Here is a 23,736-nt window from a genome sequence, read left to right as displayed (position 1 = left end):
AACCTACTGGCATGGGCTACGAAGCGGCTGCGCCCGGCGACGTGGGCTCGGTAATCGGCGGCGACAAAGGTGGAATGTGGTTCCTGCGCGAACCGCTCGACACCGACAGTCTCGGCTTTACCGTGCTCGAACTGGAGCCGGACCGAAGCGGAAAGGCACACGATCACGGAGAGGACGGCCACGAAGAAATCTACTACGTCACCGAGGGGCGCGTCGAGGTCGACGTGGGTGCCGACACTCTGACCCTCGACGAGCACGAGGCGCTGCGGATCGACCCCGAGGAGCGCAGACAGATCCACAACCGCGGCGACGACACCGCCCGACTGGTGCTTGTCAGCGCGCCGACCGACGAGGGCGCGGCTTCGACGCCCTAGCCGGAGACGCCGCGGCGACGACGCCCCGACAGAGGCGACGGCCGGAGGTGACGCTGAGACGCAGCCGGCGGGTCCGATAGGTCCAAACCGGCCCGGCGTGAACGCCTGCGCATGATCCACAACGTCGCGCAGGGCGTCCAGTCGTTCACGAGCAACGCCTTTCTCGTCGAGGGCGAGCGAACCGTGCTCGTCGACGCCGGCGCCAGCTTCGACGCCGTCTCGGCGATCGAGGAACGCGTCGAGTCGCTCGACGCCGTCGTGCTGACTCACACCCACCCCGATCACGTCGGTAACCTCGCAGACGTGGTCGCGGCGTTCGACGCACCGGTCTACGGCTTCGATACGACGCAGGACGGCGTCGAGCGCGAGTTGGGCGACGAGGACACAGTAGCGATGGGCGACCACGAGTACGTCGCGTTGCACACGCCGGGCCACAAGAACGACCACATCTGCCTGTACGCCGCCGACGCCGGGGTGCTGTTCGCCGGAGATCTGATCTTCCAGAACGGCAGTTTCGGGCGCACCGACCTCGAAGAAGGCGACCGCGACGCGCTGATCCGGAGCATCGACCGCGTGGCCGACCGCGTCGACGCCGACCTACAGGCGCTCCACCCCGGCCACGGCCCGAGCATCGAAAACGACCCGTACTCGCACATCGAACTGTCCGGGAAGATGGCGCGACAGGCCTGAGAGTCGGTCCAATCGGCGGCGGCCGTGAGTCCGCGTCGATGCCGCCACTCGGGTAGCGTCGACGCCGTCACTCGGCGGCCGCGAGCAGTTCGTCGTACGCGTCCGCGTAGGCGTCCGCGACGGCGTCCGGATCGGTCCGGCGCTCGTCGGCGAGCGCGGGGAGTCCGACGCGGGCGATCGGGTCGACGTGCTCGATCACGTCCTCGACGCGCCGCTCCATCCGGCCGTCGCGGGCGCTCCGGCGCGCAACGTCGCAGGCGCGCAGGTAGCGGTCGCCGTCGTAGACGCGAGCGCGGCCCGGTTCGACCACCGCGACGGCGTCGACCGCCAGCTCCTGCAGTGGCCGGGCGATGTCGCCGTAGGACTCGATCACTGCGTCGGCGCGCTCGTCGATCCGCGCCGCGAGCGCCTCGAACGCCGGCAGATGTCGGCGGCGCGTCTCCTCGTTGAGCTCGTCGACGGTCGAGACTCGCGGCGCGTCCGCGAGGGGCAACGACTCGCGGGCCGACTCGGGCACGTCGGCGCCGGCGTTGACGACGAACGATTCGGAAACCCGGTCGAAGACGAACTGTCGGTGCGCGGCGCCGACCAGCCCGGCGTCGGGCCCCGGAGAGGGCCGCCAGAGTCGGTGGACCGGGTTGATATCTTCGGGCCGAACGTCGGCGTCGCTGGCGGCCGCGAGGCGTTTTGCGTCTTTGCCGTAGAGGCGACCCTCGGAGATGGCGCGCCGATAGTCGTCGTGGTCGAACCAGTAGTCGTTGCCGGCGCGGGGCTTGAAGCCGACGCTGCCGAGGCGCGCGACCAACCCCGTCGAGAACGTCGTCTTGCCCGCGTCGACGCGGTCGCCGCCGGCGACCAGCAGCTTCATTCGTCGGTTGCGAGCCCGTAGTAGCCCGGTTCGTCGTCGCTGCGCGGGTCGGCGACGACGAGATCGTCGGCGTTAGAGATGACCCACGGGATCGCCCAGTCTAAGAGTATCGCCTCGGTTTCGGCGTCGATCTCGGCGTCTGGATCGAGCTCTTGGAGCATCCGCGCGATTTCGTAGACCGTATACATCTCGTCGGGGTCGAGCAGCTCCTCTGCGGTGTAGAAATCACAGGGGTGGAGCTGCTCGAACTCGTCTTTCGGAACTGGCATAGCCGGACGTACGCGCGACCGGGCGGTAAAAGGCCCGCTTTCGGCGTCGCTGCGCGAGATTGGACGATAGTCGGTTCGTCGGGACGCCGCCGTCACCGGCACAGCGCACATCCCCGTCAACCTTAAATATGGCTCGGGCAAAGCCTCACTGTCAAATGCCGAAAGTCGATATCACCGTTCCCGAACACCTGGAGATGCAGATCGCCCAGATGGTAGAGCAAGACGAGTTCGTCAACCGCGAGGAGGCGATCGAAGAGCTCCTCTCGACGGGGCTGAAAGCCTACAAGACCAGCGGACCCATGGACGACGAAGAGCAGGGCTTCGAGGACGACGGGATGATGGGCCACGACGACGAGTACGTCTTCTAATCTATCTCTTTTCGGCGCGCGACGGGTCGACCAGCGGCGCGCTCGCCGAACGGGGCGGTCCTCGGAGCGCTCACGCCGGACGGAAACGTTGTGCCTTTCACCGTCGATGTTGACGCCGACACATGGTTCGCGTTACCGTCTGGAACGAGTATCGACACGAGCGGGAGGACGACCACGTCGCCGAGTTGTACCCGGAGGGCATCCACACAGCACTGGCTGACGCGCTCGAAGACCGGGGCCACGAGGTCCGCACGGCGACGCTCGACGAGGACGAGCACGGGCTGACGAGCGAAGTTCTCGACGACACCGACGTGTTGCTGTGGTGGGGCCACCTCGCCCACGACGAGGTGCGCGACGAGGTCGTCGACCGCGTCGTCGAGCGCGTCCGCGATGGGATGGGCTTTCTCCCGCTGCACTCGGCGCACTACTCCAAGCCGTTCAAGCGCCTGCTGGGCACGAGCTGCTCGCTCAAGTGGCGCGAGGCCGGCGAGCGCGAGCGTCTCTGGACCGTCGAGCCGGGCCACCCGATCGCCGAAGGGATCGGCGAGCAGATCGTCGTCCCTGAGGCCGAGATGTACGGCGAGCGCTTCGACATCCCCCAGCCCGACGCGCTGGTGTTCGTCAGCTGGTTCGAGGGCGGCGAAGTGTTCCGCTCGGGCTGTTGCTACCGCCGCGGGAGCGGCCGCATCTTCTACTTCCGACCGGGCCACGAGGAGTATCCGATCTACGAACAAGAGGAGATTCTGCAGGTCATCGACAACGCCGTCGGGTGGGCGGCGCCGACCGACGGCGTCGAGCCGACGTTCTCGAACGTCGAGGCCGCCGAGCGGATCGGCGAGGAGTGAACTAGTCGAAATCGGGCAGATCGTCGGGCGCCTCGTAGTCGGCGTCCCAGTCGACGTACTCCTCCTCCAGAACGTCCGAGACGATCTGTCCGAGTTCGGTCATCGCCGCGTTGATCCCCGAGACGGCGCCCCACGAGTCGAGGTCGGGATGGTACTCGCGCTCGCGCCAGTCCTCGGGGATGCCGGGCGCGCTGTAGCCGACCCGATCGGCGAAGTCGTCCCAGAAAAAATCGAACGAGCCGAACAGCTCCAGCTCTCGGGCGATTTGGAACTCCTCGGTATCGAGATCCGTGGTTGCGCTCCACTGCTCGAACGACTGTTCCCACGCGCCCTCTCGGAGAAACGTTTCGAGGTCGTTGCGGTGGTACTCGGGATCGTCTTCGAGATGGTCGCCCTCGTAGTCGTCGGGGACCTGCTCGACGAGTTCGGGCGGCTCGGGCGGCTCGACATCGAGAGTCATGGCCGGACGTACGCGCGACGATGGCAAAAGGATTCCTCGCTTGGCGCGACGCCGACGCCCGTCAGTGGCGGTGAAGCGGCGCCTGCTCGATCTGACGCCGCAGATCGTCGAGCGCGGCCTTCTCGACGCCGCGCTCGAACTGCGCGACCAGCATCAGCACCTCGGGTTTCGGGACTTTGACGCCGTCCTCGCGCAGCACGTCCTCGGGACGCTCGCGGAGTTCGCGGATCGTCCCGACCGCGAGCAGGTAGGGGATCGCCCACGCAGCCAGCGTGTTGCCGCGGTGTTCGGGGAGCGCTTCGAGGTAGGTCTGGGCGTCGTCGAGATAGCCCGCGGCCCGGTCAGTGACGCGCTCGACGACGGAAGCCACCGGACCGACGTTGTCGGACTCGCAGACGGCGTCCTGCGAGACGCCGGCCTCCGAGAGCCACGTCGCGGGCAGGTAGACGTTGTTCTCCTCGCGGTAGTCGTCGGTCACGTCCTTGGCGACGTTGACGAGTTGGAGCAACAGCGCGAACGAGCGGGCGTTGTCCTCTAACACGTCCTCGCGTTCGGCGTCGACGCCGCGGGCCAGCAGGTTGGTGACCAGATCGCCGACCGTCCCGGCGGCGTACCAGCAGTACTCTTCGAGTTCGTCCGGCGTTCCGATGCGCAGGCCGCCGTCGTCGGCGTAGCGGTCGACGAACTCGGCCATCCCGCCGACGAGCTCCCGGACCGGTCCGCGGATCGCCTCGCGGTCGGCGGGCGGCAGCGACTCGTAGGTCCGAACGATGCGCGGGGCGGCCGCGACGACCCGCCAGTCGTCGGCGTCCTCGCCCGGCTCCTCGGGAATCCACTCCTCGACATCGTTCCGGAACTGGTTGATCGGTGCATCCTCGGGCAGTTCGACGCTGCGGTGGGGCGTGGCATCGTGATCGATACCCGCCGCCGAGCCCTCGGTGCCGACGGCGCCGCCGTCGGCCGTCGTCTCCAGCGTTCGCTCGCCAGACAGCGCCTCGTCGTACTGCTCTAACAGGTCGCGCTGGACGCCCGGGGGGATGTGGCCGGCGTCCTCGACGGTGTCGGCGACGCGACAGAGGAGATACCCCACGCAGATCCGCGAAGCCATCGGCTCCTCTAGCGCGTCAATCGTGATCGCAAACGTCCGAGAGACGTCGGAGACGGCGTCGAAACACCACGCCAGATCCTCGTCGAACGTTGTCTCGATGTGGGCGTCGGCCATGCTCGTACTCTCGTCTCTAGAGCCCCACGATAAAAAGGTCTGAGGCATCGTCTCGGTGAGGAGCCACTGGACGCAAGTTGTAAACGGTTTTTGATGCTAGTCATGAGAACAGTCAAGAGGCGGGCCCCGAAGAAACGCACATGGACTTCGGGCTCAGTCAGGAACAACGACAGATCCGCGAGATGGTCGCCGAGTTCGTCGACGAGGAAGTCGTGCCGCGAGCGAGCGAGATCGACGAGACCGACGAGTTCCCGCGGGATCTCATCGACGAGATGAGCGAACTGGGACTGATGGGGATGCCGTTCCCCGAAGAGTACGGCGGTGCGGGACTCGACTACCACAGCTACGCGCTCGCGCTGGCGGAGATCAGCCGCGGGAGCGGCGGACTGGGGACGGTCGTCGCGGCCCACACCAGCCTCGCGGGCAACATGCTCTACGAGTTCGGCGACGACGCACAGAAAGAGACCTACCTGACGCCGCTCAACGAGGGCCGGGACGTTGGCGCGTTCGCGCTCTCGGAACCCGGTGCCGGCAGCGACGTGCCCGCGATGGAGACGACCGCCGAGCCGGTAGGGGACAGGGGTGACGACGGCGAGCCCGACGAGTACGTCGTCAACGGCGGCAAGCTCTGGATCTCGAACGGCTCGGTCGCCGACACGGTCGTCCTATTCGCCAAGACCGACGAAGAGGCCGGCAACAAAGGCATCTCCTCGTTCGTCGTCCGCCCCGAGGACGACGACGGGTTCCACGTCGAGGGCACCGAGCACAAACTGGGCGACAAGGGCTGTCCTACCGCCGAGCTACGGTTCGATGACATGCACATTCCTGCCGAGCGGCGTCTCGGCGCCGAGGGCGAGGGGTTCGTCCAAGCGCTCAAGACGCTCAACGCCGGACGAATCACGATCGCTGCCCGCAGCGTCGGCATCGCGCAGGCCGCGCTCGACGCCGCCGCGGAGTACGCCAACGAGCGCGAGCAGTTCGACCAGCCCATCGGCGAGTTCCAGTCGATCAAGCACAAACTCGCCGACATGGACACCAAACTGCAGGCCGCGCGCATGCTGATGCACCGCGCCGCCGACCGCAAGATCCGCGGCGAGGACTTCATCAAGGAAGCCGCGCAGGCCAAGCTCTACGCCTCGGAGATTTCCCGCGAGGTCGCCAACGAGGGCGTCCAGATCCACGGGGGCTACGGCTACACCAAGGACTTCCCCGCCGAGCGATTCTACCGGGACGCAAAGCTCAACGAGATCTACGAGGGGACCAGCGAGATTCTGCGTAACACGATCGGCGATCAGGTGCTCGACGAGCACTGAGACTTACTCGGCGTCGACGTGCTCGTGGACCCACGCGACGTGTTCGTCGAGTCGTCGCCGACCGCCGTCAGTGAGCGAGTACCGATCGGCCAGCCCCTCCGTTCGAACGTCGAGAAATCCCGAATCGACTAGCGCGTCAAGCGTGCCGTAGAAGCTCTTGGGATCGAGATGCTCGTCGTAGTGGGCTTCGAGTCGCGTCTTGAGCTGTTGACCTGACAGCTCGCCCGCGTCGGCCAGTAGGACACAGAGATCGCGCCGCCGACCGCTCTGGAGAAACTTCGTCATGGCGGAGACGCCGGGCGCCGCAGAATCAAAGCTTGCGCTTTCCCCCGCTGGGCGACGCCGACGACCGGTCGGCAAAACCGACAGCTACGACTGTAGCCGCTCCAAACCACCGCGCATGACCGACGCCGAGGTCGTCGACGACGCGGAAGCGAACGGCATCACCGCCCGATACTATCTCACGGACGACGAGCGCGTACTCGCGTTCGACCGCGAGGGCGCCACGGCCGCGATCGCACAGAACGTCGAGGGGTACGCGATGCTGAAAGTTCGGCCGACGCCGGCGGGCGACGAGCTCGAACGATACTACGGGTTCGACATGGCGTTAGACCACGCGGCAGAACTGCTCGGCGTCGCGCCGGGCGCGTTGCCGGTGCCCGACGGCGCCGCCGACATGGGGATGTGAGGCCAGCGATCCCAGCTACCCCAACACCATGTACGCGAACAGGATTCCGAAGTACAGCACGACGAGACTACCGAGCACCTTCAGCCGGAACTCCCTGATCCGGTCGCTCTCGGCGCGATACTCGTCCTGAAACGCGTCGCGCTCGGCGTCGTCGATGCGGCCAGCGTGTTCGAGGCCCTTGTGCAGCGTGCGGTAGCGCTCCTCGGAAAACGGCATCTCGCAGTAGGGACACCGATACGCGGGCGCGTCGTCGGGGACGATCACAGCGGGTGAGTGCTCCGACATGAAAACGGAAAACCGTCGTTAGAGCGAGGCGCCGACGTACAGCACGACGACGAGGAACACCCAGACGACGTCGACGAAGTGCCAGTACATCGAGACCGTGCTGACCGAGACGTGGCGCTCCGAGGAGTATTGGCCCAGCAGCGAGCGGCCGAAGACGATACCCAGCAGCACGGCTCCCATCGAGACGTGCAGCCCGTGAAGGCCGGTCAGCGCGTAGAAGCCGTTGTTGAACGCGCCTTCGAGCACGCCGAAGTTCTCGTGGACGAGGAATTCGTAGTACTCGTAGACCTGTCCGCCGAGGAAGATCACACCCAGTCCGAACGTCGTGCCGAGCAGCGCGACAAAGCGCCGCCGGTTCTCGTTGAGCAGGGCGACGTGGGCGTAGTGCATGGTGAAGCTGCTGGCGATCAGGATTGCCGTGTTAGCGAAGACCAGCCAGCCCGTCAGGTGGATGCCGATCTCGCCGAGGCCGCCGGCCCGGATGAAGAAGTAGTAGACGAACAGCGCGCCGAAGGTGGCGATTTCGCTGCCGAGGAACGTGAGCATCCCCCACCGGAGCTTGGTCTCGTTGTGATGGTCGGCCTCGCGGTTCCAGAAGTCGCTGACGAAGGCGTGGTACAGCCAGCCGTACAGACCGACGAGGAACAGGGCGGTGCTGGCGACGAAGATGCCGCCGCCCAGCGTCGTCGAGCCAAAAAGGTCGCGCTGGGCCATCACGTACAGCGCAGCCCCGATGTAAAAGCCCGATCCACCGACCGCGGTGATGAAGGGCCACCAACTCGCCTCGCCGAACCCCCGCGGGAAATCTTTCACGGCCGGGAGATGGTGTCCGTGGTCTTCTGTCGTATCGTCCGCTACTGTCATACTGGACAGTTGCAATTGGACTACCAAAAATCCATCCAAGCGCGTCCGCGAGTACCATCCGCGTTCGCAGCCGAGTTGCGACTGTCGAACGTCGGCCCTCAGAGAAGATCCGCGAGAGGTAGCTTATGCGCTAGCCGACTGGTTGCCGCCGCCGTTTTCCGCCATCCGGCTCTGCATTTCTTCCTCGAAGTTCTCTTGGGTCTGGACGTGTGCCGTAAAGAGCATCGAGGAGTGGCCGACGCCACAGAACTCGGTACAGTAGCCCTGGTACTGTCCGGTCTCGGTCGGCGTCGTGGTGATCGTGTTCGTCACGCCCGGCCGGGCCTGCTGTTTGAGGCCGAGATCCGGAACGTGCATCATGTGGAGCCAGTCTTCGGCAGTGATCCGGAAGTAGACCTGCCTGTCCTCGGGCAGATAGACCTCGTTGGTCGTCTGGACGCCGTCGTACTCACCGGTGTAGTTGAACTGCCACGCCCACGTGTTCGTCGCCGTCACGTCGATGACGAAGTCTTCGGAGGGATCGGGCTGGTTGTCGGGGGCGACGGAGCTGATCTGCGGGCTCGCCATCACTTGGAAGGCGGCGAAGCCGACGAACAGCAAAATGATCGCGGTGGCGATCGTCCACGTGATTTCGAGACGACGGTTCTCCTGGGTCGGCTGGGGATCGTCGTTGTTTCTGAACTTCAGGACCGCGTAGATGAGGATCCCTTCGACCAGTAGGGTGATCGGCAGGGCGACGACGAGCAGCTTGTCGTTGAGCGCCTGAATCATCCTGGCGGACTCCGAGGCCTGTGCGGCCGCCGGCGCCGCTGTGAGGAGCAACAGCAGCGCCGCGGACAGCGCGATCAGGGCCTTCCGCGTTCTATTCATGACACCAGAATCTTTGGAACTCTCGGTTAAATATGTGCTGACTTTCCGGCCATCGACGCGAACGAGCACGAACGCTCCATGGGCCGATAGTCGCCGGGAGTGCTTTCGAGAACTGGCCGGCGAGCTTGACTGGCGCCTGAACCGGGACGCGGATGGGACGCGTTCGGGCGGTGTCGACAGCCAAAGCGCGGTGACTAAATACGTAGAGTCGAACCAATACAGAAGGAGGAATATCGTCGTGACCAGTTCCACATCGCCGGGGGCGACGCGGGAACGTTCGGCGTACCCGCTCGTGGGGAGCCACGAGCGGTTCACGTGGCTGCTCGCGGCCGCGGTCGTCGGCGTCTATCTGCTGATCGTCGTCGGAGCGACCACGGCGTTGACGGACGCCGCGGCGGCGTGTCGCTCGTGGCCGGGCTGTGGCACCGGATCGGTGCTGCCGCCGACGACGGGCGACCTCGCCATCGCGTGGGGACACCGGGTCGTCGCACTCCTCGTGGGCGCGATGGTGGTCGCAACGACGATCATCGGGTGGCTCGGGGCGACGCGCCGACGCGTTCGGGCCGGCCTCGCAGTCGCTACGGGTCTGTACGCCGTGCAGGTCGGGCTCGGCGCCGTAACCGCGACGACCGCCGGAATCGGCGCGCTGTCGACGCTGCACCTGCTCTTTGGTACCATAGTCTTCGGCGCGCTCGTGCTCGCGCTGGCGTGGACGCTCGAAGCCGACACCGCGACGCCGGAAGATCGTTCAGCGTCTGACGCTACCGAACAGGCGACGCCAGTCGACGACGCCGCCGACGAGGTGCCGACGCCGGAGGTCCCCGACGGCGTGCTGGGACGCGCTCGCGTCACCGCGTTCGCGTACTTCCGGCTCATGAAGCCGCGGCTGATGTGGCTGCTCTGTCTGGTCGCCTCGGCCGGCATGGCACTGGCGGCCGAACCCGCGACCAGTGAACTGACCGTCAGGACGATCCTGTTGACGCTGGGCGGTGGCGTGCTCGCCATCGGCGCCAGCGGGACGTTCAACCACGTGCTCGAGCGGGATGTCGACCAGAAGATGGCCCGGACGTCCGACCGGCCGCTGGCGACGCATCTCGTCCCGGTTCGCAACGCGCTCGCCTTCGGCGGCCTGCTGACGGTCGCCTCGCTGGTGCTGTTCGTGCAGATCAACCTGCTCGCTGCCGCGCTCGGGTTGGTCGCAATCCTGTTTTACAGCGTCATCTACACGCTGGTGCTCAAGCCTAACACGGTTCAAAACACCGTGATCGGCGGCGCCGCAGGGGCGCTCCCGGCGATGATCGGCTGGGCCGCCGTCACCGGGAGGATCGGCATTCCGGGCCTCGCGCTCGCCGGCGTGATCTTCCTGTGGACGCCAGCGCACTTCTACAACCTCGCGCTGGCGTACAAGGACGACTACGCTCGCGGCGGCTTCCCGATGATGCCGGTCGTTCGCGGCGAGGCAGTGACGCGCAAGCACATCCTGCTGTATCTGGCGGCGACGCTGCTGGGAGCGAGCGCGCTCTCGGCCGTGACCGATCTTGGCGTCCTGTACGCCGTCACCACGGTCGCGTTCGGCGCGGTGTTCCTGTGGGCGGTCGTCAGACTCCACCGCGAACGGACCGAAGGCGCCGCGTTCAGAGCGTTCCACGCCTCGAACGCCTATCTGGGCGCACTGTTGCTTGCGATCATCGTCGATGCCATGGCGTTCTGATCCATGTCGGAACTCGCAACACCGAGTCGGCTCGACGGAATGGTTCCCGACCGCGGGACGCTGTTGCTCTACGCCGTCGCGCTCAACACCGAGGTACTGGTCGTTCTGCTGTACCTGCTGATGACCGGCTCCACGCTGGGGATGTTCGGGATCTACGGGATGATCTGGGTCACCGTCGGTCTCTGGGCAATCTACCGCGCCGACCCGTCGCCGACCGATCCGCGACAGCGCCGGATCGCCGCCGCAATCGCCGGAGCGTACTTCCTCGTGCTGGCACTCATCCAAGGACTGATCGCGCCCGGGCCGACGCTGGCCGCGCAGTTGGGCCTCGATTCCGCGTCGGCCGTCGACGCGTCGCTGTACGCGACCGGCTTCGGCACCACGATTCAGGGGCCGCCGGGGCTCGTCCCGGCAGTCCACTACACCGGCGCGTACGTCGACGTGACGCTGCTGCCCACGTACGCCATCGGCTACGGCGCGTTGGCGTATCTCGTCTACGCGACGATCATCGACGCCGCGCGCGCCTCGGTGTCGGGGCTGCTCGGGCTGGTCTCGTGTGTCAGCTGTACGTGGCCGGTGATCGCCTCGCTGATCGCCGGCGTCACCGGCGGCTCGGCCAGCGCGCTCACCGGCGTCGCGTCGGCGCTGGGCTTTGGCGCCTCGACGGCCGTGTTCGTGCTGACGGTCACGCTGTTGCGCTGGCGGCCGTTCGCTCAGTAGAGAGCCGTCGTCACTCGTCCCGGTGGCCCCAGCGGCGCCCTTCCTCGTCGTAGCGCGCTTCCGAGATTCGGGCGTGCTGGTCTTCCGAGAGGTCCACGTCGACCGCGCCGACGTTCTCCTCTAGCTGGTCGGGCGTCCGGGCGCCGACGATCGGCACGCAGGTGAACTTGCTCTGGTCGATCAGCCAGCGCAGCGACACCTGCGCGGGCGTGGCGTCGACCTCGTCGGCGACGGCGCGGATCTCGTCGAGCACCTCCCAGCCCCGCTCGGAGACGTAGTAGTCGTCGAAGTTGGGGTCGATCTCGCCGCGGGAGTCGTCGGGCGCGACGACGCCGTCCTCGGTGCGCTCGTACTTGCCCGTCAGGAAGCCGCCGGCCAGCGGCGAGTACGGACAGACGGCGAGGTCCTGATCGGCACACACGTCGAGGTAGTCGACCACGTCGTCGCGGTAGGCCGCGTGAAAGAGCGGCTGGGTCACGTCGAAGCGTTCGAGGTCCTCGACATCGCTCTTCCAGAGAGCCTTCGTGAGCTTCCAGCCCGCCATCGTCGAGGCGCCGAGGTGGTTGACCTTGCCCTCGCGGACGAGTTCGGTGAGAGTTCGGAGCGTCTCCTCGATCGGCGTCTCGTCGTCCCAGCGGTGGATGTAATACACGTCGAGATAGTCCGTCCCGAGCCGATCGAGCGTGCCCTCGATCTGTGCGCGGATGTGCTTGCGACCGAGCCCCGAGTCGTTCGGCCCCGGTTCGCCCCAGCCGTCGAAGGGGAAGTACACCTTCGAGGCCAGCACGTAGTCCTCGCGGTCGCGCTCGTCGAGCCACTCGCCGATCCACTCCTCGCTGGTGCCGTTGGGGTTGCCGTAGACGTTGGCCGTGTCGATGAAGTTGATCCCGCTCTCGGCAGCGGCGTCGAGCAGGTCGTGGGCCTCGTCTTTGGTGGTTTCCGTCTGTCCGCCCGTCTCCCGGCCGAATCGCCACGTGCCGAAACACAGCTGAGAGACTGTCGTACCGGTTGAACCGAGCTTCGTGTACTCCATACACCCGAGTGCGCGGTGCGAGCGGGTAAACGGTGGGGTTGCGGCGGAATCGGCTGGCGGCTGGTGTCGCTCCCAGCAGTCCCACTTTGACGGCCCACCAGCAGCCCGCGACACCGGGTGCATTTGTGCCCCGTCGTCGACGGACACCTGTGCCAACTCGCGTCCTCGTGGCGTTCGACGAATCGACGCAGGCGAACTTCGCGCTACGGTACGCGCTGTCGACGTACGCCGACGCCGAGATTCGCGTTCTCCACGTGAACGATCCGCGCGAGTGGCACGACCCGGGTGACGTGGGGGGTGTCACCTACGAGGTGTCATACGAACGGGCCCGGGAGTCAGCCGAGCGACTTCTCGAACGGGCCGCGGCGACCGCACGCGACCACGGACGCGAAATCAGCACGGATACCGCGGAAGGCAAAGCGGCACCGACCATCGTGCGCTACGCGACGGAGCACGATTTCGATCACATCGTGCTCGGAAGCCACGGTCGAACCGGACTGTCGAGGTTGCTGCTCGGTAGCGTCGCCGAGCACGTCGTTCGGCGAGCGCACGCGCCGGTGACGGTGGTTCGAAACGAGCCACCCGAACTGGATGACTGAGGCGCCAATGCAACGAACGTATGAAAATGGGATTCCGTGCCGTTCACGCCTTGGTGGCGGTTATTTCGCCGGTGGCGCGGCGGCTCCGCGCCCACGACCCGAGAACGCCGCCCACGGCGCCGGGGATGGCGTGGAACGCGAGCATCAGCAGGCCCAGTGTGAGCACGCTGACCGACACGACGAGTCCCCCGAACAGCAGAGTCGTAAACGCCGTGATTGCAAGCAGGATGAGTGCGCCGAAGACGGTGGCGATACCGCCGTGGAGCGCGCCGGAGCGCGCCGTTCCGGCAGCGAGGTAGCCCGCGGTGAGCCCGCCTAACACGCCGATCACTCCCCAGTACACCACGACGCTCGAAGTGCCCGTCCCCGTGTAGAGCAGGCCGCTGACCATCCCGAGCACGAGTGTTACGGCAAAGCCAATCACTACAGCCGACCATTTGATGTTCATGATCGGGTAGTAGTAGGACGGCAGTAGAGATAAGGCCAATTTACCGAATACAACACTGACAGACGATAAAACGGCGATATAGTCGTTCTTAGATCTCGATGTAGTCCGTTCGTACAGCGATGCCTACCCATACTCCACCGTCGGAATGACCACCTCCCGATCGAGACGATCGCCCCTCGGCGGTCAGCCCAGAAGGTTGTTGAGCGACATCAGGATGAAAAAGACGATTACCAATTCGTTGACGACCCACGCGTTTTCGTTCATCCAGTCGCGCGCTTTCGGCAGGAACGTTTCCGCACGCTCCCCAAACGCGACCAGCACGAGTGACGGCAGCGCCAGCACGAACAGCGTGAGCAGGACGAACGGAACGGCGTCGGTCAGCGGGGCATCACGGGCGGCGAGATACGACCCGACGGCCACCGACGTGAGGATGTCGGTGGGGAAAAACCCCATCAGGAGAAATCCGAGCCGAAACGAAAACCGGGGCGTCGCAGCACTGAGCTTGCCCATCCACCGTGGTGGTTCGGACTCCTCTCGGGTGCGGTACGTGTGGACCATCGCAAACAGGAGCGCGACGAGGACTATCGCGCTGAGCGTCGTGTTCGAGGCACCCTGCCCGGCGGCGCCGACGCCGAGTGCGTACGCGAGCCCAACGACGAGAGAGATCGAAAGCGCCGCACCGCCGACGAAGGCCGTGGAGTTTCGACGCCAGTTCTCGCTGGTCGCCAGAAAGATCGCGCTGAGGATCTGGGGCCCCGCGACCATCACGAACACGAGCGGTAGGACCTCGGCGAAGCTCACGGAGAGCTCACCGTCGTCGGGGTCCCGACACGCTATTTGCTGGTGTGAACATTGCTCTACGTTGCTACTTCCACAGCACACATCTAAAACGCACAGCCCTAAACCGCTCGGGCCGGAACTGCCGGGCCATGACAGTTCGGATCGCAGGTATCGGGCTCGGGGGCCTTGGACTGATGGAACTGGAGGCGTTCGCGTCGATGGAGGGTGTCGAGGTGGTCGCCGGCGCCGACCCGTCCGTGGCGGCGCGCGACCGGTTCATCGAGGCGTTCGCGGCGCCAGTCTACGAGACCACCGAGGAGTTGCTCGCCGCCCACGACGACCTCGGTGCGGCGTCGATCGCGTCGGTCCACGCGGGCCACTTCGAGCAAGCGGCGGCCTGTATCGAGGCGGGACTGGACGTACACGTCGAGAAGCCGATGGTGACGACCGTCGACGAAGCCGTCGCGCTGGTCGACGCCGCCGACGAGCACGGCGCACTCGTTCAGGTGGGCTATCAGCGCCACGTCGATCCCTACTACGTCGAGCTGCGCCGGCTGATCGAGGCGGGCGCGATCGGAACGCCGCGGATGGCCCACTGTCACCTCCAGCAGGACTGGCTCCGGGACTACGCCGAGGGCTGGCAGGGCGACCCGGAGCTCTCTGGCGGCGGCTTTCTGTACGACTCGGGCTCGCACCTCATGGACGTGCTCCCGTGGGCGCTCGCCGCGGAGCCGAGCGAAGTCGCCGCGCTGACCGACGACCGCGGCGAGGGCGCAGAGATCGACGCCGCGATCTCGGCACATCTCGAACGCGACGACGGCATCGTGACGGCCAGCGTCGGCGTCTGTGGCGACGGGACGCAGACGCCCGACGTGGACGACGGCCTGACGGTTTACGGTACTGAGGGCAGTCTCCACTACGACGGCGACGAACTCGTCCGCGTCGACCGCGGCGGCGACGAGCTCGCCGTCGAGATCGACGGCGACGCCGACTTCGAGACGCTGACTCGGGTGAAGCTCGAGAACTTTGTCGGTGCGATTCGCGGCGAGGAGGAGTTGGCGGCGCCGCCCGAGGACGGCCTGCGCGCGATCGCGTTCACCGAGGCGGCGGTGCGCGCGGCCGACCGCGGAGAGACCGTCGACGCACAGGAACTGATCGACGCGGCGCGGGCGCGCTGACACCGAGGAGAACACCACAACCGCGACGCGACGGCGCCGACGCGCAAACCGAACGTCCTTTTCCGGTCGGCGCCCGAGAATAGGGCATGACAGACGTGCTCGTCGCCGACGGCGTCGAAAAGCGCTACGGCGACGCCGACGCGCTGGATGGCGTCTCGCTGTCGGTGCAGGCGGGCGAGGTGTTCGCGCTGATCGGCCCGAACGGAGCGGGCAAGACCACGCTCGTCCGGGCGCTCACCGGGACCACGACGCCGACCGCGGGATCGGTGACGACGTTCGGCGAGGATCCGACTGCCGTCGCACGAGAACGGCTGGGCGTGCTCCCGCAGGACTTCTCGCCGCCGGGACGGCTGACGGGGCGCGAACTCGTCGAGTACTACGCGGGGCTGTACGAGGACCCGATCGATCCCGAGGAGGTGCTGTCGACTGTCGGTCTCGCCGAGGACGCCGACACGTGGTACGAGAAGCTCTCGGGCGGCCAGCAGCGCCGAGTCTGTCTCGGCGCCGCGCTGGTCAACGACCCCGAACTGCTCTTTCTGGACGAGCCGACGACCGGGATCGACCCCGCGGGACGCCGCACTGTCGCCGAGCGCGTCCGGGCACTCGCGGCCGCCGGGACGACGGTGTTTCTCACCACCCACGACATGGACGAGGCCCAGCGGTTGGCCGACCGCGTCGGGCTGCTCTCGGACGGCGAGTTGGTCGCAGTCGGGCCGCCCCGCGAGTTGGTGCGCCAGCACGGCGGCGACGCCCGCCTGTACGTCGAACTGGACGCCGAGCAGGCCGACGGCGAGGCGGCCGTGGCGTCGACGCCCGACCCCGAGGCGGTCGCAACCGACCTCGCCGAGGACGGCATCGCAGCGACGCCGACGCGTCGCGGCGTAGAGATCACTGGCATTGACCCGACGGAGATCGGCCGCGCGGTCGAGGCCATGGAGGCTCGGGGAATCGCGTACTCCTCGCTGACGTGGCGCGAGCCGACACTTGAGGACGTGTACATGGAACTCGCCGGCGAGGAAGAGGGCGGCGCGGGCGGCGACGCTGCCGTGCGCTCCCGTGCCGTGGCACCCGGAGGTGAGCCGCGATGACGGCGATCGGACGCATCGGTTCGGAGTTCGGTGCGGCGTGGAGTTCTTTCCTCCGTCGGCGGACGGCAGTCTTTTTCACTTTCTTCTTCCCCGTCCTGCTGATCGTGATCTTCGGGGCGTTGGTCCGAACTGACCCCGGCGGAAGCGGCCTGTTCACCGAACCGCCGGAGTACTACGTGCCGGGCTACGTCGCCACGGTGGTCCTGTTCACGCCGCTCTCGCGGCTCGGAAGCACCGTCGCGCGCCACCGCGAGGGCAACCGCTTCGAGAAGTTGGCGACGACGCCGCTGTCGACAGCGGAGTGGCTGGCGGCGCGGACGGCCGTCAACACCGTCATCATCGGCATCGCCAGCCTGCTCGTGCTCGTGTTGGTCGCCGTGCTGACCGGCGCTGCGCTGCCACTGTCGCCGCTGTTGATCCCCTACATCGTCTTCGGCGTCGTGCTGTTTTGCGGCGTCGGGGCGGTGCTGGGCGCGGTCACCGAGTCTCAGGACGGCGCCGTCACGGCGAGCAACACAATCGGGCTCCCGCTACTGTTCCTCTCGGACACGTTCGTCCCGCCGGAGATGCTGCCCGAGTGGTTCGGACCGCTCCAGAACCTCTCGCCGCTGACGTATTTCGCACGCGGCGTCCGGGCGCTGACGCCGGGCCAAAGCGGCGATCCGGTCGGGCCGCTGGTGATCCTCGCGGTGCTGGCGGTGCTCTCCTTTGCCGTCGGAGCGTACGCCGTCCCGCAGACGGACTGAGGAGTACGCCGCTCGCCTCGGGGTCAATTTATCAACGAATTCCCACAGTTTTCCGACAAACGCTCGTATTTTAGTTGTCCGGTTCTTACGGCATCTATGGACGGGCAGGGCGTTCCGACATTGCCGGAAGCTTTTGACGATCTAGATGTCGGCATCACGCTTCGGGATCCCGAGACGGGGGCGACCTTGGATGCGAACAAACGGGTAGAGGAGCTGTACGGCTACCCGATCGAAAAGCTCCGGGGGATGGACGTTGGGGACTACACAGCACCCTCGACGAAGTACTCGCAGGAAGAAGCGATGCGTCGGATCCGGGCGGCCGCAGACGGCGATCCACAGGTGTTCGAGTGGCGGATCGAACGGTCGACCGGCGAACTCATCTGGGTGCAGGTGCGACTGGAACGGTCGTCCATCGAACGGACCCCGTGCGTACTAGCCGAGATACGAGATATCACCGATTACAAAGCCCGAGAGCGGCGTCTCCACCTCCTCAATCGCGTCGTCCGGCACAACCTTCGAAACGAGGCGAATCTGCTGATCGGATACGCAGACCGACTCAAGGCGGCTGTCGATCAGACGAAACTCGAAGACGAAGTCGAGACGATTCTCGACATCGCCACGGAGATCGGAACGATGAGCGACTCGATCCACCAGATCGAGGAGATCGCCGATCCCGAGGCGACGAAGCGAAAGGCGACAAATCTCGTCGATGTCGTCCGACAGCTCGCGGAGAAATACCAGTCGAAGTACCCCGAGGCAGAGCTAACCGTGGACGGAGACTCTAGCGTCTGGGTAACCGCCGACAACGGGCTCGACTACGCGATCGAACACGGGATCGAAAACGCGATCGTCCACAACGACCGGGAGACGCCGAGCGTGACTGTGACGGTGATGGGCGATCCAGACGGCCAGCAGGGTTGCGTGCAGATCGCCGATGACGGGCCACAGATTCCCGATGTCGAAATCGACGTGCTCGATCAGGACGTGACGACGAACAGCACGTACCACGGCTCGGGGATCGGCCTCTGGGTGATGCAGTGGTGTATCGACTCGCTGGGCGGCGAACTGCGGTTCGAGAAGAACGAGCCGAGAGGGAACGTCGTCGAGTTCCGACTGCCGAGGACCGACGACCGCCCGGAACCGTAGGGCAGCGTCGCACAGAGACGCTACAGCGAAAACACCAGCATCGCTGGTTCGAAGGTGTAGCTGTAGGCGTGGTTCAGGATGACGTACGTGACGACGCCGAGGACGAGGCTGAGAATCCACGAACCCGCCGCGATCCGGCCGATCTTCGCGTGGGGCGTGTCACGGAGTTCGGCGGGCGTGTGCGTCGTCCCGAGCAGGAACGCGTACAGCACGACTGGCATCGTGACCACCGACAGCACGATGTGGACGAACAGCATTCCGAAGTAGCTGTAACGCACGAGATCGGGAACGGTGTCGGCAATTGCCTTCTGTCCGCCGCCGCCGACCTTCGGCAGGTACATCAGCAGGAACAGCAGGATGAGCACAAAGGCCGTCGTCATCGCGGCGCGGTGCTTGTCGACCTCGCCGTTGCGGATCCAATACCAACCGGCGGCCAAACACAGCACCGCCAGCGTGTTCACGACCGCGATCGCGTGGCCGAGCAGGTTGACGCCCGATCGGGAGATGTCCGGAAATATCGGGATGAGCCCCTCGAACGTCGCCGCCACGAGGGCGTAGCCGACGACCGTCAGCAGTACAGTGACTGCCGTGACGTTGTCTTTGATCCGCTGTCGCGGAGTTGCTGTCGCCATGGCCGGGCCTTCGGATCCGGGATCCATTTTCCTGTCGCTTCCGGGCGGCGACGCCTGTACGGCGGCGTCGGCCGAGTCGCCGCCCCCTCCGCTCCGATTTCGACGCCACGCGCGGGACGCCGACGGCGAATCGCACGAGAGGTCGGGAATCCCCGAGTTTATCATCAACGTTTAAACGATTCGGCGAGCTACGTCTACGCATGAGCGCCGACCAGAAGCAACGGTCGATTCGCTGCCTCGTGGCCAAGGTCGGGTTAGACGGCCACGACCGCGGCGCACACGTCATCGCCCGGGCGTTCCGGGACGCCGGGTTCGAGGTAATCTACTCGGGGCTGCACAAGGCGCCCGAGGATATCGTTCAGGCCGCCGTCCAAGAGGACGTGGACGTGCTCGGCATCTCGATTCTCTCGGGCGCGCACAACGCCCTGATCCCGAAGGTCGTCGAGGGGTTAGAGGAGTACGGCGCGTTCGAGGACACGCTGTTGCTGGTCGGCGGCGTGATCCCCGACGAGGACAAGGCAAAGCTCAAAGAACAGGGCGTTGCCGAGGTGTTCGGGCCGGGGACCGAACTGGAGGAGACGATCCAGTTCATCCGCGAGAACGCGCCCGAACGATGAGCGGCGATCCGAGCGGCGAGCGCGCACTCGAAGAGCGCGACGAGGAGAGTGCAGCTGCGCCTCCTGACGACGCTCCGCCCGAGCTAATCGAGGACCTGCTCGACGGCGACCACCGCGCGCTGGCCCGCGTCATCACGAAAATCGAGAACCGAGCGCCGGGCTACCGCGACCTCGTCTCGGCGCTGCACGAGCACACCGGCGACGCCGATGTCGTCGGTATCACCGGAAGTCCGGGCTCGGGCAAATCCACGCTGGTCGACAAGCTCGCCGAGGAGTACCGCGAGCGCGGGCTGACCGTCGGCGTCATCGCGGTCGACCCCTCCTCGCCGTACACCGGCGGGGCGGTACTCGGTGACCGAATCCGGATGGCCTCGAACGTCGGCGACATGGAGGTGTTCGTCCGGTCGATGAGCGCGCGTGGCAATCTCGGTGGGCTCTCGACGGCGACCGCCGACGCCGTAAAGGCCTTGGACGCGTTCGGGAAGGACCGCATCATCATCGAGACCGTCGGCGCCGGCCAGAACGAGATCGACGTGGTCCGGGCGGCCGACACCGTGGCCGTCCTCGTCCCGCCCGCGAGCGGCGACACCGTCCAGATGCTTAAGGCCGGCATTCTGGAGATCGCCGACGTGTTCGTCGTCAACAAGGCCGATCTCGACGGCGCCGACCGGACGGTCAAGGAGCTCCGGGAGATGATCGAACTGCGCGACGACGTCAACCCCGTGCTGGGCGCCGACAAGCACGGCGCGAGCGCGGCGTCAGACGCCGGGCCCTCGGGCGACGAAGACGCAAATCAGGGCGGTACGGGAACACTCGACACGGTGGAGGGGGACGCCGACGCGTGGGCGCCCGAAATCGTCGAGACGATCGCCACGCGCGGCGACGGCGTCGACGCGCTGATCGACGCCTTTGGGAACCACCGTAAACACGTCGAGTCGACCGGTCGCGCCGAGGAGATGGAGCGATCACGCTACGCCGAGGAGATTCGCACGCTACTCCGGGACGACGCCAGCGGCCTGCTCGAACGCGAGATCGAACGGCGCGGCGGCATCGACGGGTTCGTCGACGCCGTCGTGGCCCGCGAGACCGACCCCTACGCCGTCGCCGACGACCTGCTCGATCCCCTACGCGAGTGCGTCGAAGAACGGGCGGCCGACGAACGCGATTGACGGAGGCGGCAGGCGGCCAATGGGCGTGACTGACAGACGGTCGGGTGAGCGTAGCTGACGGCGCAACGCCGCCGGCGAGTCTCCTGCCGAAGCCACCCCAAATAAGTCCAGCCGCGTCCAAGTAGCGGGTATGAAGCTCCGAACCATGCTGGCGGGTGCGGCGGGCGCGGTCGGCGCGACGGCGCTTGCGAACCGTGCGATCGCCGGCTCGGTCGACGAACTCGACCCCGGAATCTACGGGGCACAGCACACCTATCGCTGGCGCGGCATGGACATCGAGTACACGGAACTGGGCGACGCCGACGACCCCGACCTCGTGCTGTTCCACGGCGTCGGCGCCGGGGCGTCGAGCCGGGAGTTCGCCGAGATCGCACCGGCGCTGGCCGAGGAGTACCACGTCATCGCGCCGGACCTGCCCGGGTTCGGGCGCTCCGACCGGCCGCCGCTGATGTACTCGGCGTCGCTGTACGAGGGGTTCGTAACGGACTTCCTGCGAGATATGACCGACGAGCCGATCGTGCTGGCGTCGTCGCTGAGTGGCTCGTACGCCGTGCAGGCCGCCCGCGACGTGGACCTCTCACGGTTAGTGCTGATCTGCCCGACCGACGAGTCGATGCCGGGACGCCGCGTCTGGCTGCGCAGCCTGCTGCGCGCGCCGCTGGTCGGGCCCGCGATCCGCAACGCCGTCACGAGCAAGGCGGGCATCCGCCACTTCGGCGCCGATCACGGCTTTTTCGACGAAAACAACATCACCGACGAGTACGTCGAATACCGCTGGCAGGCGTCCCACCAGCCGGGCGCGCGCTACGCGATGGCGTCCTTCATCAGCGGGTTCCTCGACCCCGAGGCGTCGATGGAAGAGCACCTCGGCGCGATCGACGTGCCGACGACGCTGGTCTGGGGCCGCGAGAGCGAGACGACGCCGCTGAGCGAGGGCCGCGTGCTGGCCGACCGAGCGGACGCGAGGCTGGTCGTCGTCGACTACGCGAAGCTACAGCCACACGTCGAGCATCCCGACGCCGTGCTCACGCTGCTGTCGGACGACCTCTCGCTCGCACAGACCGACTAAGAACGGCGTCAGTCGGACGCTTCGACGACGCACCACTCTTCTGCATGACAGCGACGCCGTCACGCACGACGGCGACGCCGCCCCGCACGCGTCGCCGGAAAGTCTCAACGACGCCGGAACGTCAAGAGTCGTTCGCCGGTCGTCTCGGTTCGGCCGACGCCGACGCCGACGCGCTGTCCGACCGCGACGCTCTCGGGATCGGCGTCCCGGAGCTGTCCGGTGAGTCGGACCGGGCCGAAGTCCGCGACGGCGACGACGTAGGGCACGTCGTCGGCGAAGGCCGGCGCCGCGACGTGCGTGACGGTGTAGGTGTCGATTTCGCCCGACTCGGGGAGCGGCGCCTCGGTCAGATCGGCGTCGCCACACTCCGGGCAGACCCGTCGCGGCGGCAGCGAGCCGTGTCCGTTGGCACATTCGAGGTAGTATCCTTCGCCGTCGGCGATGGCGTCGAGAACGTCGTCGAACTCGCCATCCCGAACGCGCTCGTCGTCGCTCATGCTGCGACCTCCAAGACGTGGACGACGGCGCTGGCGACCGTGCCGCCGGCGTTGTGCGCGACCCCGACGTTGGCGTCTGGCACCGCGTCGCCGTTGACGTGATCGCCTTGGAGCAGTTTGACCACGTCGGCGATCTGGGCGACGCCGGTCGCGCCGACGGGGTGGCCCTTCGCTTTCAGCCCGCCCGAGAGGTTGACCGGAACGTCGCCGTCGGCGGTGGTCTCGCCGCGCGCCGCGGCGCCGATGCCCTCCCCGCGCTCGTAGAGCCCCAGCGACTCGATAGCGAGCACTTCGGCGATGGTAAAGCAGTCGTGGACCTCCGCGAAGTCGACATCGGACGCCGCGATTTCGGCGTCGTCGTACGCCTCCGCAGCGGCATCGTCGGCGGCCGGCGAGGTCGCAAGGTGCTCGCGGTCGTGGAGCGCCAGCCTGTCGCCGCCCTGTCCCGTGCCGGTGATCGCAACCGGCGCGTCGATCCCCTCGCGCTCGGCGTACTCGTCGCTGACGAGCACGGCCGCGCTGGCGCCGTCGCTGATCGGGCACGAGTCGTACAAGCCCAGTGGCTCGGAGATCATCGGCGCGTCCAGCGCCTGCTCGACGGTGATCTCGCTGTTGTACTGCGCGAGTTCGTTGTCGACGGCGTTGGCGTGATTTTTCACCGCGATTTCGGCTAGCTCCTCGCGGGTGCCGCCGTAGGCCTCGAAGTACGCCCGCGCCATCAGCGCGTACGCGCCGGGGAACGTCGTCCCCTGCCGGACCTCCCAGAGATCGTCGGCCGCGATGGCGAGCGCCTCGGTCGCGCCCGCCGTCCCCATGTTGGTCATGCGCTCGGCGCCGCCGACGAGCAGCACGTCCGACTCGCCGTTTCGCACGTCTTTGACCGCCTGTCGGACAGCGGCGCCGCTGGAGGCACAGGCTGTCTCGTAGCGCGTCGCCGGCGCCCGGATGCCGGCGGCCTCGGCCATCAGCGGCCCTTGATGGCCCTGATGTTCGGCCATCTCCCCCATGAAGTTCCCGTAGTAGAGCGCCTCCACGTCGTCCCGGTCGACGCCAGCGTCGGCAAATGCCGTCGCACTGGCTTCCCCGAATAGGTCCCGACCGGTCCGCTCGGGCGCGTTCCCGAACGGCGTCACCCCGACCCCCGCCACTCGTACGCTTGGCATGTGATCTGGTAGGCTATCGAAGCG

At 66.7% G+C, this 23,736-nt stretch carries 30 protein-coding genes; 16 read left to right on the top strand and 14 right to left on the bottom strand.

Going from position 1 to position 23,736, the window contains the following annotated elements:
- The first annotated feature begins 11 nt into the window (after window positions 1–11).
- A complete protein-coding gene (locus tag CRO01_RS00900; RefSeq protein WP_097007243.1) occupies window positions 12–374 on the top strand; it encodes a cupin domain-containing protein in 363 nt (120 codons plus the stop codon).
- A 111-nt stretch (window positions 375–485) separates the two neighbouring features.
- Window positions 486–1,064, top strand: coding sequence for an MBL fold metallo-hydrolase (locus CRO01_RS00895; protein WP_097007242.1), 579 nt, complete (start codon window positions 486–488; stop codon window positions 1,062–1,064).
- A gap of 67 nt (window positions 1,065–1,131) precedes the next feature.
- Here CRO01_RS00895 and CRO01_RS00890 read toward each other — a convergent pair whose 3' ends face one another.
- Both CRO01_RS00890 and CRO01_RS00885 read right to left on the bottom strand, forming a co-directional pair.
- Window positions 1,132–1,932 (bottom strand): ATPase, encoded by an 801-nt coding sequence (locus CRO01_RS00890; protein WP_097007241.1) that lies wholly within the window; start codon window positions 1,930–1,932, stop codon window positions 1,132–1,134.
- On the bottom strand, window positions 1,929–2,201 hold the full coding sequence (locus CRO01_RS00885) for a DUF5827 family protein (protein ID WP_097007240.1): 273 nt from the start codon (window positions 2,199–2,201) through the stop codon (window positions 1,929–1,931). The genes CRO01_RS00890 and CRO01_RS00885 overlap by 4 nt, the downstream gene beginning before the upstream one ends.
- Before the next feature lie 155 nt (window positions 2,202–2,356).
- Here CRO01_RS00885 and CRO01_RS00880 point away from each other — a divergent pair, with 155 nt between their 5' ends.
- Both CRO01_RS00880 and CRO01_RS00875 read left to right on the top strand, forming a co-directional pair.
- Window positions 2,357–2,569, top strand: a complete 213-nt coding sequence (locus tag CRO01_RS00880; RefSeq protein WP_097007239.1) for a DUF7120 family protein — start codon at window positions 2,357–2,359, stop codon at window positions 2,567–2,569.
- 122 nt (window positions 2,570–2,691) lie between these two features.
- The gene (locus CRO01_RS00875) at window positions 2,692–3,414 is read left to right on the top strand and encodes a ThuA domain-containing protein (RefSeq protein ID WP_097007238.1); all 723 of its coding nucleotides are present in this window, start codon (window positions 2,692–2,694) and stop codon (window positions 3,412–3,414) included.
- 1 nt (window position 3,415) lies between these two features.
- Here CRO01_RS00875 and CRO01_RS00870 read toward each other — a convergent pair whose 3' ends face one another.
- Together CRO01_RS00870 and CRO01_RS00865 are read right to left on the bottom strand one after the other, a co-directional pair.
- Entirely contained in the window at window positions 3,416–3,874 is a 459-nt protein-coding gene (locus CRO01_RS00870; protein WP_097007237.1) for a hypothetical protein, read from the bottom strand.
- A 61-nt stretch (window positions 3,875–3,935) separates the two neighbouring features.
- Window positions 3,936–5,096 (bottom strand): phytoene/squalene synthase family protein, encoded by a 1,161-nt coding sequence (locus CRO01_RS00865; RefSeq protein WP_097007236.1) that lies wholly within the window; start codon window positions 5,094–5,096, stop codon window positions 3,936–3,938.
- A gap of 140 nt (window positions 5,097–5,236) precedes the next feature.
- Here CRO01_RS00865 and CRO01_RS00860 point away from each other — a divergent pair, with 140 nt between their 5' ends.
- The gene (locus CRO01_RS00860) at window positions 5,237–6,409 is read left to right on the top strand and encodes an acyl-CoA dehydrogenase family protein (RefSeq protein WP_097007235.1); all 1,173 of its coding nucleotides are present in this window, start codon (window positions 5,237–5,239) and stop codon (window positions 6,407–6,409) included.
- Window positions 6,410–6,412: 3 nt separating this feature from the next.
- On the opposite strand, the gene CRO01_RS00855 is transcribed toward CRO01_RS00860, so the two are convergent.
- Complete coding sequence (locus CRO01_RS00855) at window positions 6,413–6,694, bottom strand: PadR family transcriptional regulator (protein ID WP_097007234.1); 282 nt, start codon at window positions 6,692–6,694, stop codon at window positions 6,413–6,415.
- A 115-nt stretch (window positions 6,695–6,809) separates the two neighbouring features.
- Here CRO01_RS00855 and CRO01_RS00850 point away from each other — a divergent pair, with 115 nt between their 5' ends.
- Window positions 6,810–7,097: a DUF7111 family protein gene (locus tag CRO01_RS00850; protein WP_097007233.1), complete on the top strand. Its 288-nt coding sequence runs from the start codon at window positions 6,810–6,812 to the stop codon at window positions 7,095–7,097.
- A 15-nt stretch (window positions 7,098–7,112) separates the two neighbouring features.
- Here CRO01_RS00850 and CRO01_RS00845 read toward each other — a convergent pair whose 3' ends face one another.
- The 3 genes from CRO01_RS00845 to coxB all read right to left on the bottom strand — a co-directional run bounded on the left by CRO01_RS00845 (window position 7,113) and on the right by coxB (window position 9,116).
- Window positions 7,113–7,382, bottom strand: a complete 270-nt coding sequence (locus tag CRO01_RS00845; protein ID WP_097007232.1) for a DUF7410 domain-containing protein — start codon at window positions 7,380–7,382, stop codon at window positions 7,113–7,115.
- Between the two features lie 18 nt (window positions 7,383–7,400).
- Complete coding sequence (locus CRO01_RS00840) at window positions 7,401–8,246, bottom strand: cytochrome c oxidase subunit 3 (RefSeq protein ID WP_097007231.1); 846 nt, start codon at window positions 8,244–8,246, stop codon at window positions 7,401–7,403.
- Between the two features lie 123 nt (window positions 8,247–8,369).
- On the bottom strand, window positions 8,370–9,116 hold the full coding sequence (gene coxB / locus CRO01_RS00835; protein ID WP_097007230.1) for a cytochrome c oxidase subunit II: 747 nt from the start codon (window positions 9,114–9,116) through the stop codon (window positions 8,370–8,372).
- Between the two features lie 238 nt (window positions 9,117–9,354).
- Between coxB and CRO01_RS00830 the strand changes: the two genes are divergently transcribed.
- The gene (locus tag CRO01_RS00830) at window positions 9,355–10,827 is read left to right on the top strand and encodes a heme o synthase (protein ID WP_375097324.1); all 1,473 of its coding nucleotides are present in this window, start codon (window positions 9,355–9,357) and stop codon (window positions 10,825–10,827) included.
- 3 nt (window positions 10,828–10,830) lie between these two features.
- Complete coding sequence (locus CRO01_RS00825) at window positions 10,831–11,547, top strand: DUF7546 family protein (protein ID WP_097007228.1); 717 nt, start codon at window positions 10,831–10,833, stop codon at window positions 11,545–11,547.
- Window positions 11,548–11,557: 10 nt separating this feature from the next.
- On the opposite strand, the gene CRO01_RS00820 is transcribed toward CRO01_RS00825, so the two are convergent.
- Entirely contained in the window at window positions 11,558–12,580 is a 1,023-nt protein-coding gene (locus tag CRO01_RS00820) for an aldo/keto reductase (RefSeq protein WP_097007227.1), read from the bottom strand.
- A gap of 149 nt (window positions 12,581–12,729) precedes the next feature.
- Here CRO01_RS00820 and CRO01_RS00815 point away from each other — a divergent pair, with 149 nt between their 5' ends.
- Window positions 12,730–13,179 (top strand): universal stress protein, encoded by a 450-nt coding sequence (locus CRO01_RS00815; RefSeq protein ID WP_097007226.1) that lies wholly within the window; start codon window positions 12,730–12,732, stop codon window positions 13,177–13,179.
- A gap of 43 nt (window positions 13,180–13,222) precedes the next feature.
- Here the strand turns inward: CRO01_RS00815 and CRO01_RS00810 are convergent, their stop codons facing one another.
- Both CRO01_RS00810 and CRO01_RS00805 read right to left on the bottom strand, forming a co-directional pair.
- Entirely contained in the window at window positions 13,223–13,627 is a 405-nt protein-coding gene (locus CRO01_RS00810; RefSeq protein WP_097007225.1) for a DUF5518 domain-containing protein, read from the bottom strand.
- Between the two features lie 183 nt (window positions 13,628–13,810).
- The gene (locus tag CRO01_RS00805; RefSeq protein ID WP_097007224.1) at window positions 13,811–14,428 is read right to left on the bottom strand and encodes a GAP family protein; all 618 of its coding nucleotides are present in this window, start codon (window positions 14,426–14,428) and stop codon (window positions 13,811–13,813) included.
- Between the two features lie 128 nt (window positions 14,429–14,556).
- Here CRO01_RS00805 and CRO01_RS00800 point away from each other — a divergent pair, with 128 nt between their 5' ends.
- The 4 genes from CRO01_RS00800 (at window position 14,557) to CRO01_RS00785 (ending at window position 18,565) form a co-directional block, all read left to right on the top strand.
- On the top strand, window positions 14,557–15,585 hold the full coding sequence (locus CRO01_RS00800; RefSeq protein WP_097007223.1) for a Gfo/Idh/MocA family protein: 1,029 nt from the start codon (window positions 14,557–14,559) through the stop codon (window positions 15,583–15,585).
- Between the two features lie 86 nt (window positions 15,586–15,671).
- Complete coding sequence (locus tag CRO01_RS00795) at window positions 15,672–16,673, top strand: ABC transporter ATP-binding protein (protein WP_097007222.1); 1,002 nt, start codon at window positions 15,672–15,674, stop codon at window positions 16,671–16,673.
- Window positions 16,670–17,419, top strand: a complete 750-nt coding sequence (locus tag CRO01_RS00790) for an ABC transporter permease (protein ID WP_097007221.1) — start codon at window positions 16,670–16,672, stop codon at window positions 17,417–17,419. Before CRO01_RS00795 ends, CRO01_RS00790 begins: the two co-directional genes overlap by 4 nt.
- Before the next feature lie 96 nt (window positions 17,420–17,515).
- Window positions 17,516–18,565, top strand: a complete 1,050-nt coding sequence (locus CRO01_RS00785) for a PAS domain-containing sensor histidine kinase (RefSeq protein WP_097007220.1) — start codon at window positions 17,516–17,518, stop codon at window positions 18,563–18,565.
- A 20-nt stretch (window positions 18,566–18,585) separates the two neighbouring features.
- On the opposite strand, the gene CRO01_RS00780 is transcribed toward CRO01_RS00785, so the two are convergent.
- Window positions 18,586–19,197, bottom strand: coding sequence for a DUF420 domain-containing protein (locus CRO01_RS00780; RefSeq protein ID WP_097007219.1), 612 nt, complete (start codon window positions 19,195–19,197; stop codon window positions 18,586–18,588).
- Between the two features lie 200 nt (window positions 19,198–19,397).
- Here CRO01_RS00780 and CRO01_RS00775 point away from each other — a divergent pair, with 200 nt between their 5' ends.
- From CRO01_RS00775 to CRO01_RS00765, 3 genes are all read left to right on the top strand, one after another.
- Entirely contained in the window at window positions 19,398–19,814 is a 417-nt protein-coding gene (locus CRO01_RS00775) for a cobalamin B12-binding domain-containing protein (RefSeq protein WP_097007218.1), read from the top strand.
- Window positions 19,811–20,983, top strand: coding sequence for a methylmalonyl Co-A mutase-associated GTPase MeaB (gene meaB / locus CRO01_RS00770; protein WP_097007217.1), 1,173 nt, complete (start codon window positions 19,811–19,813; stop codon window positions 20,981–20,983). Before CRO01_RS00775 ends, meaB begins: the two co-directional genes overlap by 4 nt.
- Before the next feature lie 130 nt (window positions 20,984–21,113).
- Window positions 21,114–22,052, top strand: coding sequence for an alpha/beta fold hydrolase (locus CRO01_RS00765; RefSeq protein WP_097007216.1), 939 nt, complete (start codon window positions 21,114–21,116; stop codon window positions 22,050–22,052).
- Window positions 22,053–22,156: 104 nt separating this feature from the next.
- On the opposite strand, the gene CRO01_RS00760 is transcribed toward CRO01_RS00765, so the two are convergent.
- Together CRO01_RS00760 and CRO01_RS00755 are read right to left on the bottom strand one after the other, a co-directional pair.
- Window positions 22,157–22,549, bottom strand: coding sequence for a Zn-ribbon domain-containing OB-fold protein (locus CRO01_RS00760; protein ID WP_097007215.1), 393 nt, complete (start codon window positions 22,547–22,549; stop codon window positions 22,157–22,159).
- Window positions 22,546–23,712 (bottom strand): thiolase domain-containing protein, encoded by a 1,167-nt coding sequence (locus CRO01_RS00755; protein ID WP_097007214.1) that lies wholly within the window; start codon window positions 23,710–23,712, stop codon window positions 22,546–22,548. Before CRO01_RS00755 ends, CRO01_RS00760 begins: the two co-directional genes overlap by 4 nt.
- Window positions 23,713–23,736 lie beyond the last annotated feature (24 nt).

Origin of the sequence: Natronoarchaeum philippinense, from assembly GCF_900215575.1 — an archaeon.
GTDB classification, from domain to species: domain Archaea; phylum Halobacteriota; class Halobacteria; order Halobacteriales; family Natronoarchaeaceae; genus Natronoarchaeum; species Natronoarchaeum philippinense.
This window is presented reverse-complemented; position numbering and strand designations above follow the sequence as displayed.

Coding starts and splice junctions, on each gene's coding strand:
- CRO01_RS00900 (WP_097007243.1), top strand. CDS start 12: ATGGGCTACGAAGCGGCTGCGCCCGGCGACGTGGGCTCGGTAATCGGC.
- CRO01_RS00895 (WP_097007242.1), top strand. CDS start 486: ATGATCCACAACGTCGCGCAGGGCGTCCAGTCGTTCACGAGCAACGCC.
- CRO01_RS00890 (WP_097007241.1), bottom strand. CDS start 1,932: ATGAAGCTGCTGGTCGCCGGCGGCGACCGCGTCGACGCGGGCAAGACG.
- CRO01_RS00885 (WP_097007240.1), bottom strand. CDS start 2,201: ATGCCAGTTCCGAAAGACGAGTTCGAGCAGCTCCACCCCTGTGATTTC.
- CRO01_RS00880 (WP_097007239.1), top strand. CDS start 2,357: ATGCCGAAAGTCGATATCACCGTTCCCGAACACCTGGAGATGCAGATC.
- CRO01_RS00875 (WP_097007238.1), top strand. CDS start 2,692: ATGGTTCGCGTTACCGTCTGGAACGAGTATCGACACGAGCGGGAGGAC.
- CRO01_RS00870 (WP_097007237.1), bottom strand. CDS start 3,874: ATGACTCTCGATGTCGAGCCGCCCGAGCCGCCCGAACTCGTCGAGCAG.
- CRO01_RS00865 (WP_097007236.1), bottom strand. CDS start 5,096: ATGGCCGACGCCCACATCGAGACAACGTTCGACGAGGATCTGGCGTGG.
- CRO01_RS00860 (WP_097007235.1), top strand. CDS start 5,237: ATGGACTTCGGGCTCAGTCAGGAACAACGACAGATCCGCGAGATGGTC.
- CRO01_RS00855 (WP_097007234.1), bottom strand. CDS start 6,694: ATGACGAAGTTTCTCCAGAGCGGTCGGCGGCGCGATCTCTGTGTCCTA.
- CRO01_RS00850 (WP_097007233.1), top strand. CDS start 6,810: ATGACCGACGCCGAGGTCGTCGACGACGCGGAAGCGAACGGCATCACC.
- CRO01_RS00845 (WP_097007232.1), bottom strand. CDS start 7,382: ATGTCGGAGCACTCACCCGCTGTGATCGTCCCCGACGACGCGCCCGCG.
- CRO01_RS00840 (WP_097007231.1), bottom strand. CDS start 8,246: ATGACAGTAGCGGACGATACGACAGAAGACCACGGACACCATCTCCCG.
- coxB (WP_097007230.1), bottom strand. CDS start 9,116: ATGAATAGAACGCGGAAGGCCCTGATCGCGCTGTCCGCGGCGCTGCTG.
- CRO01_RS00825 (WP_097007228.1), top strand. CDS start 10,831: ATGTCGGAACTCGCAACACCGAGTCGGCTCGACGGAATGGTTCCCGAC.
- CRO01_RS00820 (WP_097007227.1), bottom strand. CDS start 12,580: ATGGAGTACACGAAGCTCGGTTCAACCGGTACGACAGTCTCTCAGCTG.
- CRO01_RS00810 (WP_097007225.1), bottom strand. CDS start 13,627: ATGAACATCAAATGGTCGGCTGTAGTGATTGGCTTTGCCGTAACACTC.
- CRO01_RS00800 (WP_097007223.1), top strand. CDS start 14,557: ATGACAGTTCGGATCGCAGGTATCGGGCTCGGGGGCCTTGGACTGATG.
- CRO01_RS00795 (WP_097007222.1), top strand. CDS start 15,672: ATGACAGACGTGCTCGTCGCCGACGGCGTCGAAAAGCGCTACGGCGAC.
- CRO01_RS00790 (WP_097007221.1), top strand. CDS start 16,670: ATGACGGCGATCGGACGCATCGGTTCGGAGTTCGGTGCGGCGTGGAGT.
- CRO01_RS00785 (WP_097007220.1), top strand. CDS start 17,516: ATGGACGGGCAGGGCGTTCCGACATTGCCGGAAGCTTTTGACGATCTA.
- CRO01_RS00780 (WP_097007219.1), bottom strand. CDS start 19,197: ATGGCGACAGCAACTCCGCGACAGCGGATCAAAGACAACGTCACGGCA.
- CRO01_RS00775 (WP_097007218.1), top strand. CDS start 19,398: ATGAGCGCCGACCAGAAGCAACGGTCGATTCGCTGCCTCGTGGCCAAG.
- meaB (WP_097007217.1), top strand. CDS start 19,811: ATGAGCGGCGATCCGAGCGGCGAGCGCGCACTCGAAGAGCGCGACGAG.
- CRO01_RS00765 (WP_097007216.1), top strand. CDS start 21,114: ATGAAGCTCCGAACCATGCTGGCGGGTGCGGCGGGCGCGGTCGGCGCG.
- CRO01_RS00760 (WP_097007215.1), bottom strand. CDS start 22,549: ATGAGCGACGACGAGCGCGTTCGGGATGGCGAGTTCGACGACGTTCTC.
- CRO01_RS00755 (WP_097007214.1), bottom strand. CDS start 23,712: ATGCCAAGCGTACGAGTGGCGGGGGTCGGGGTGACGCCGTTCGGGAAC.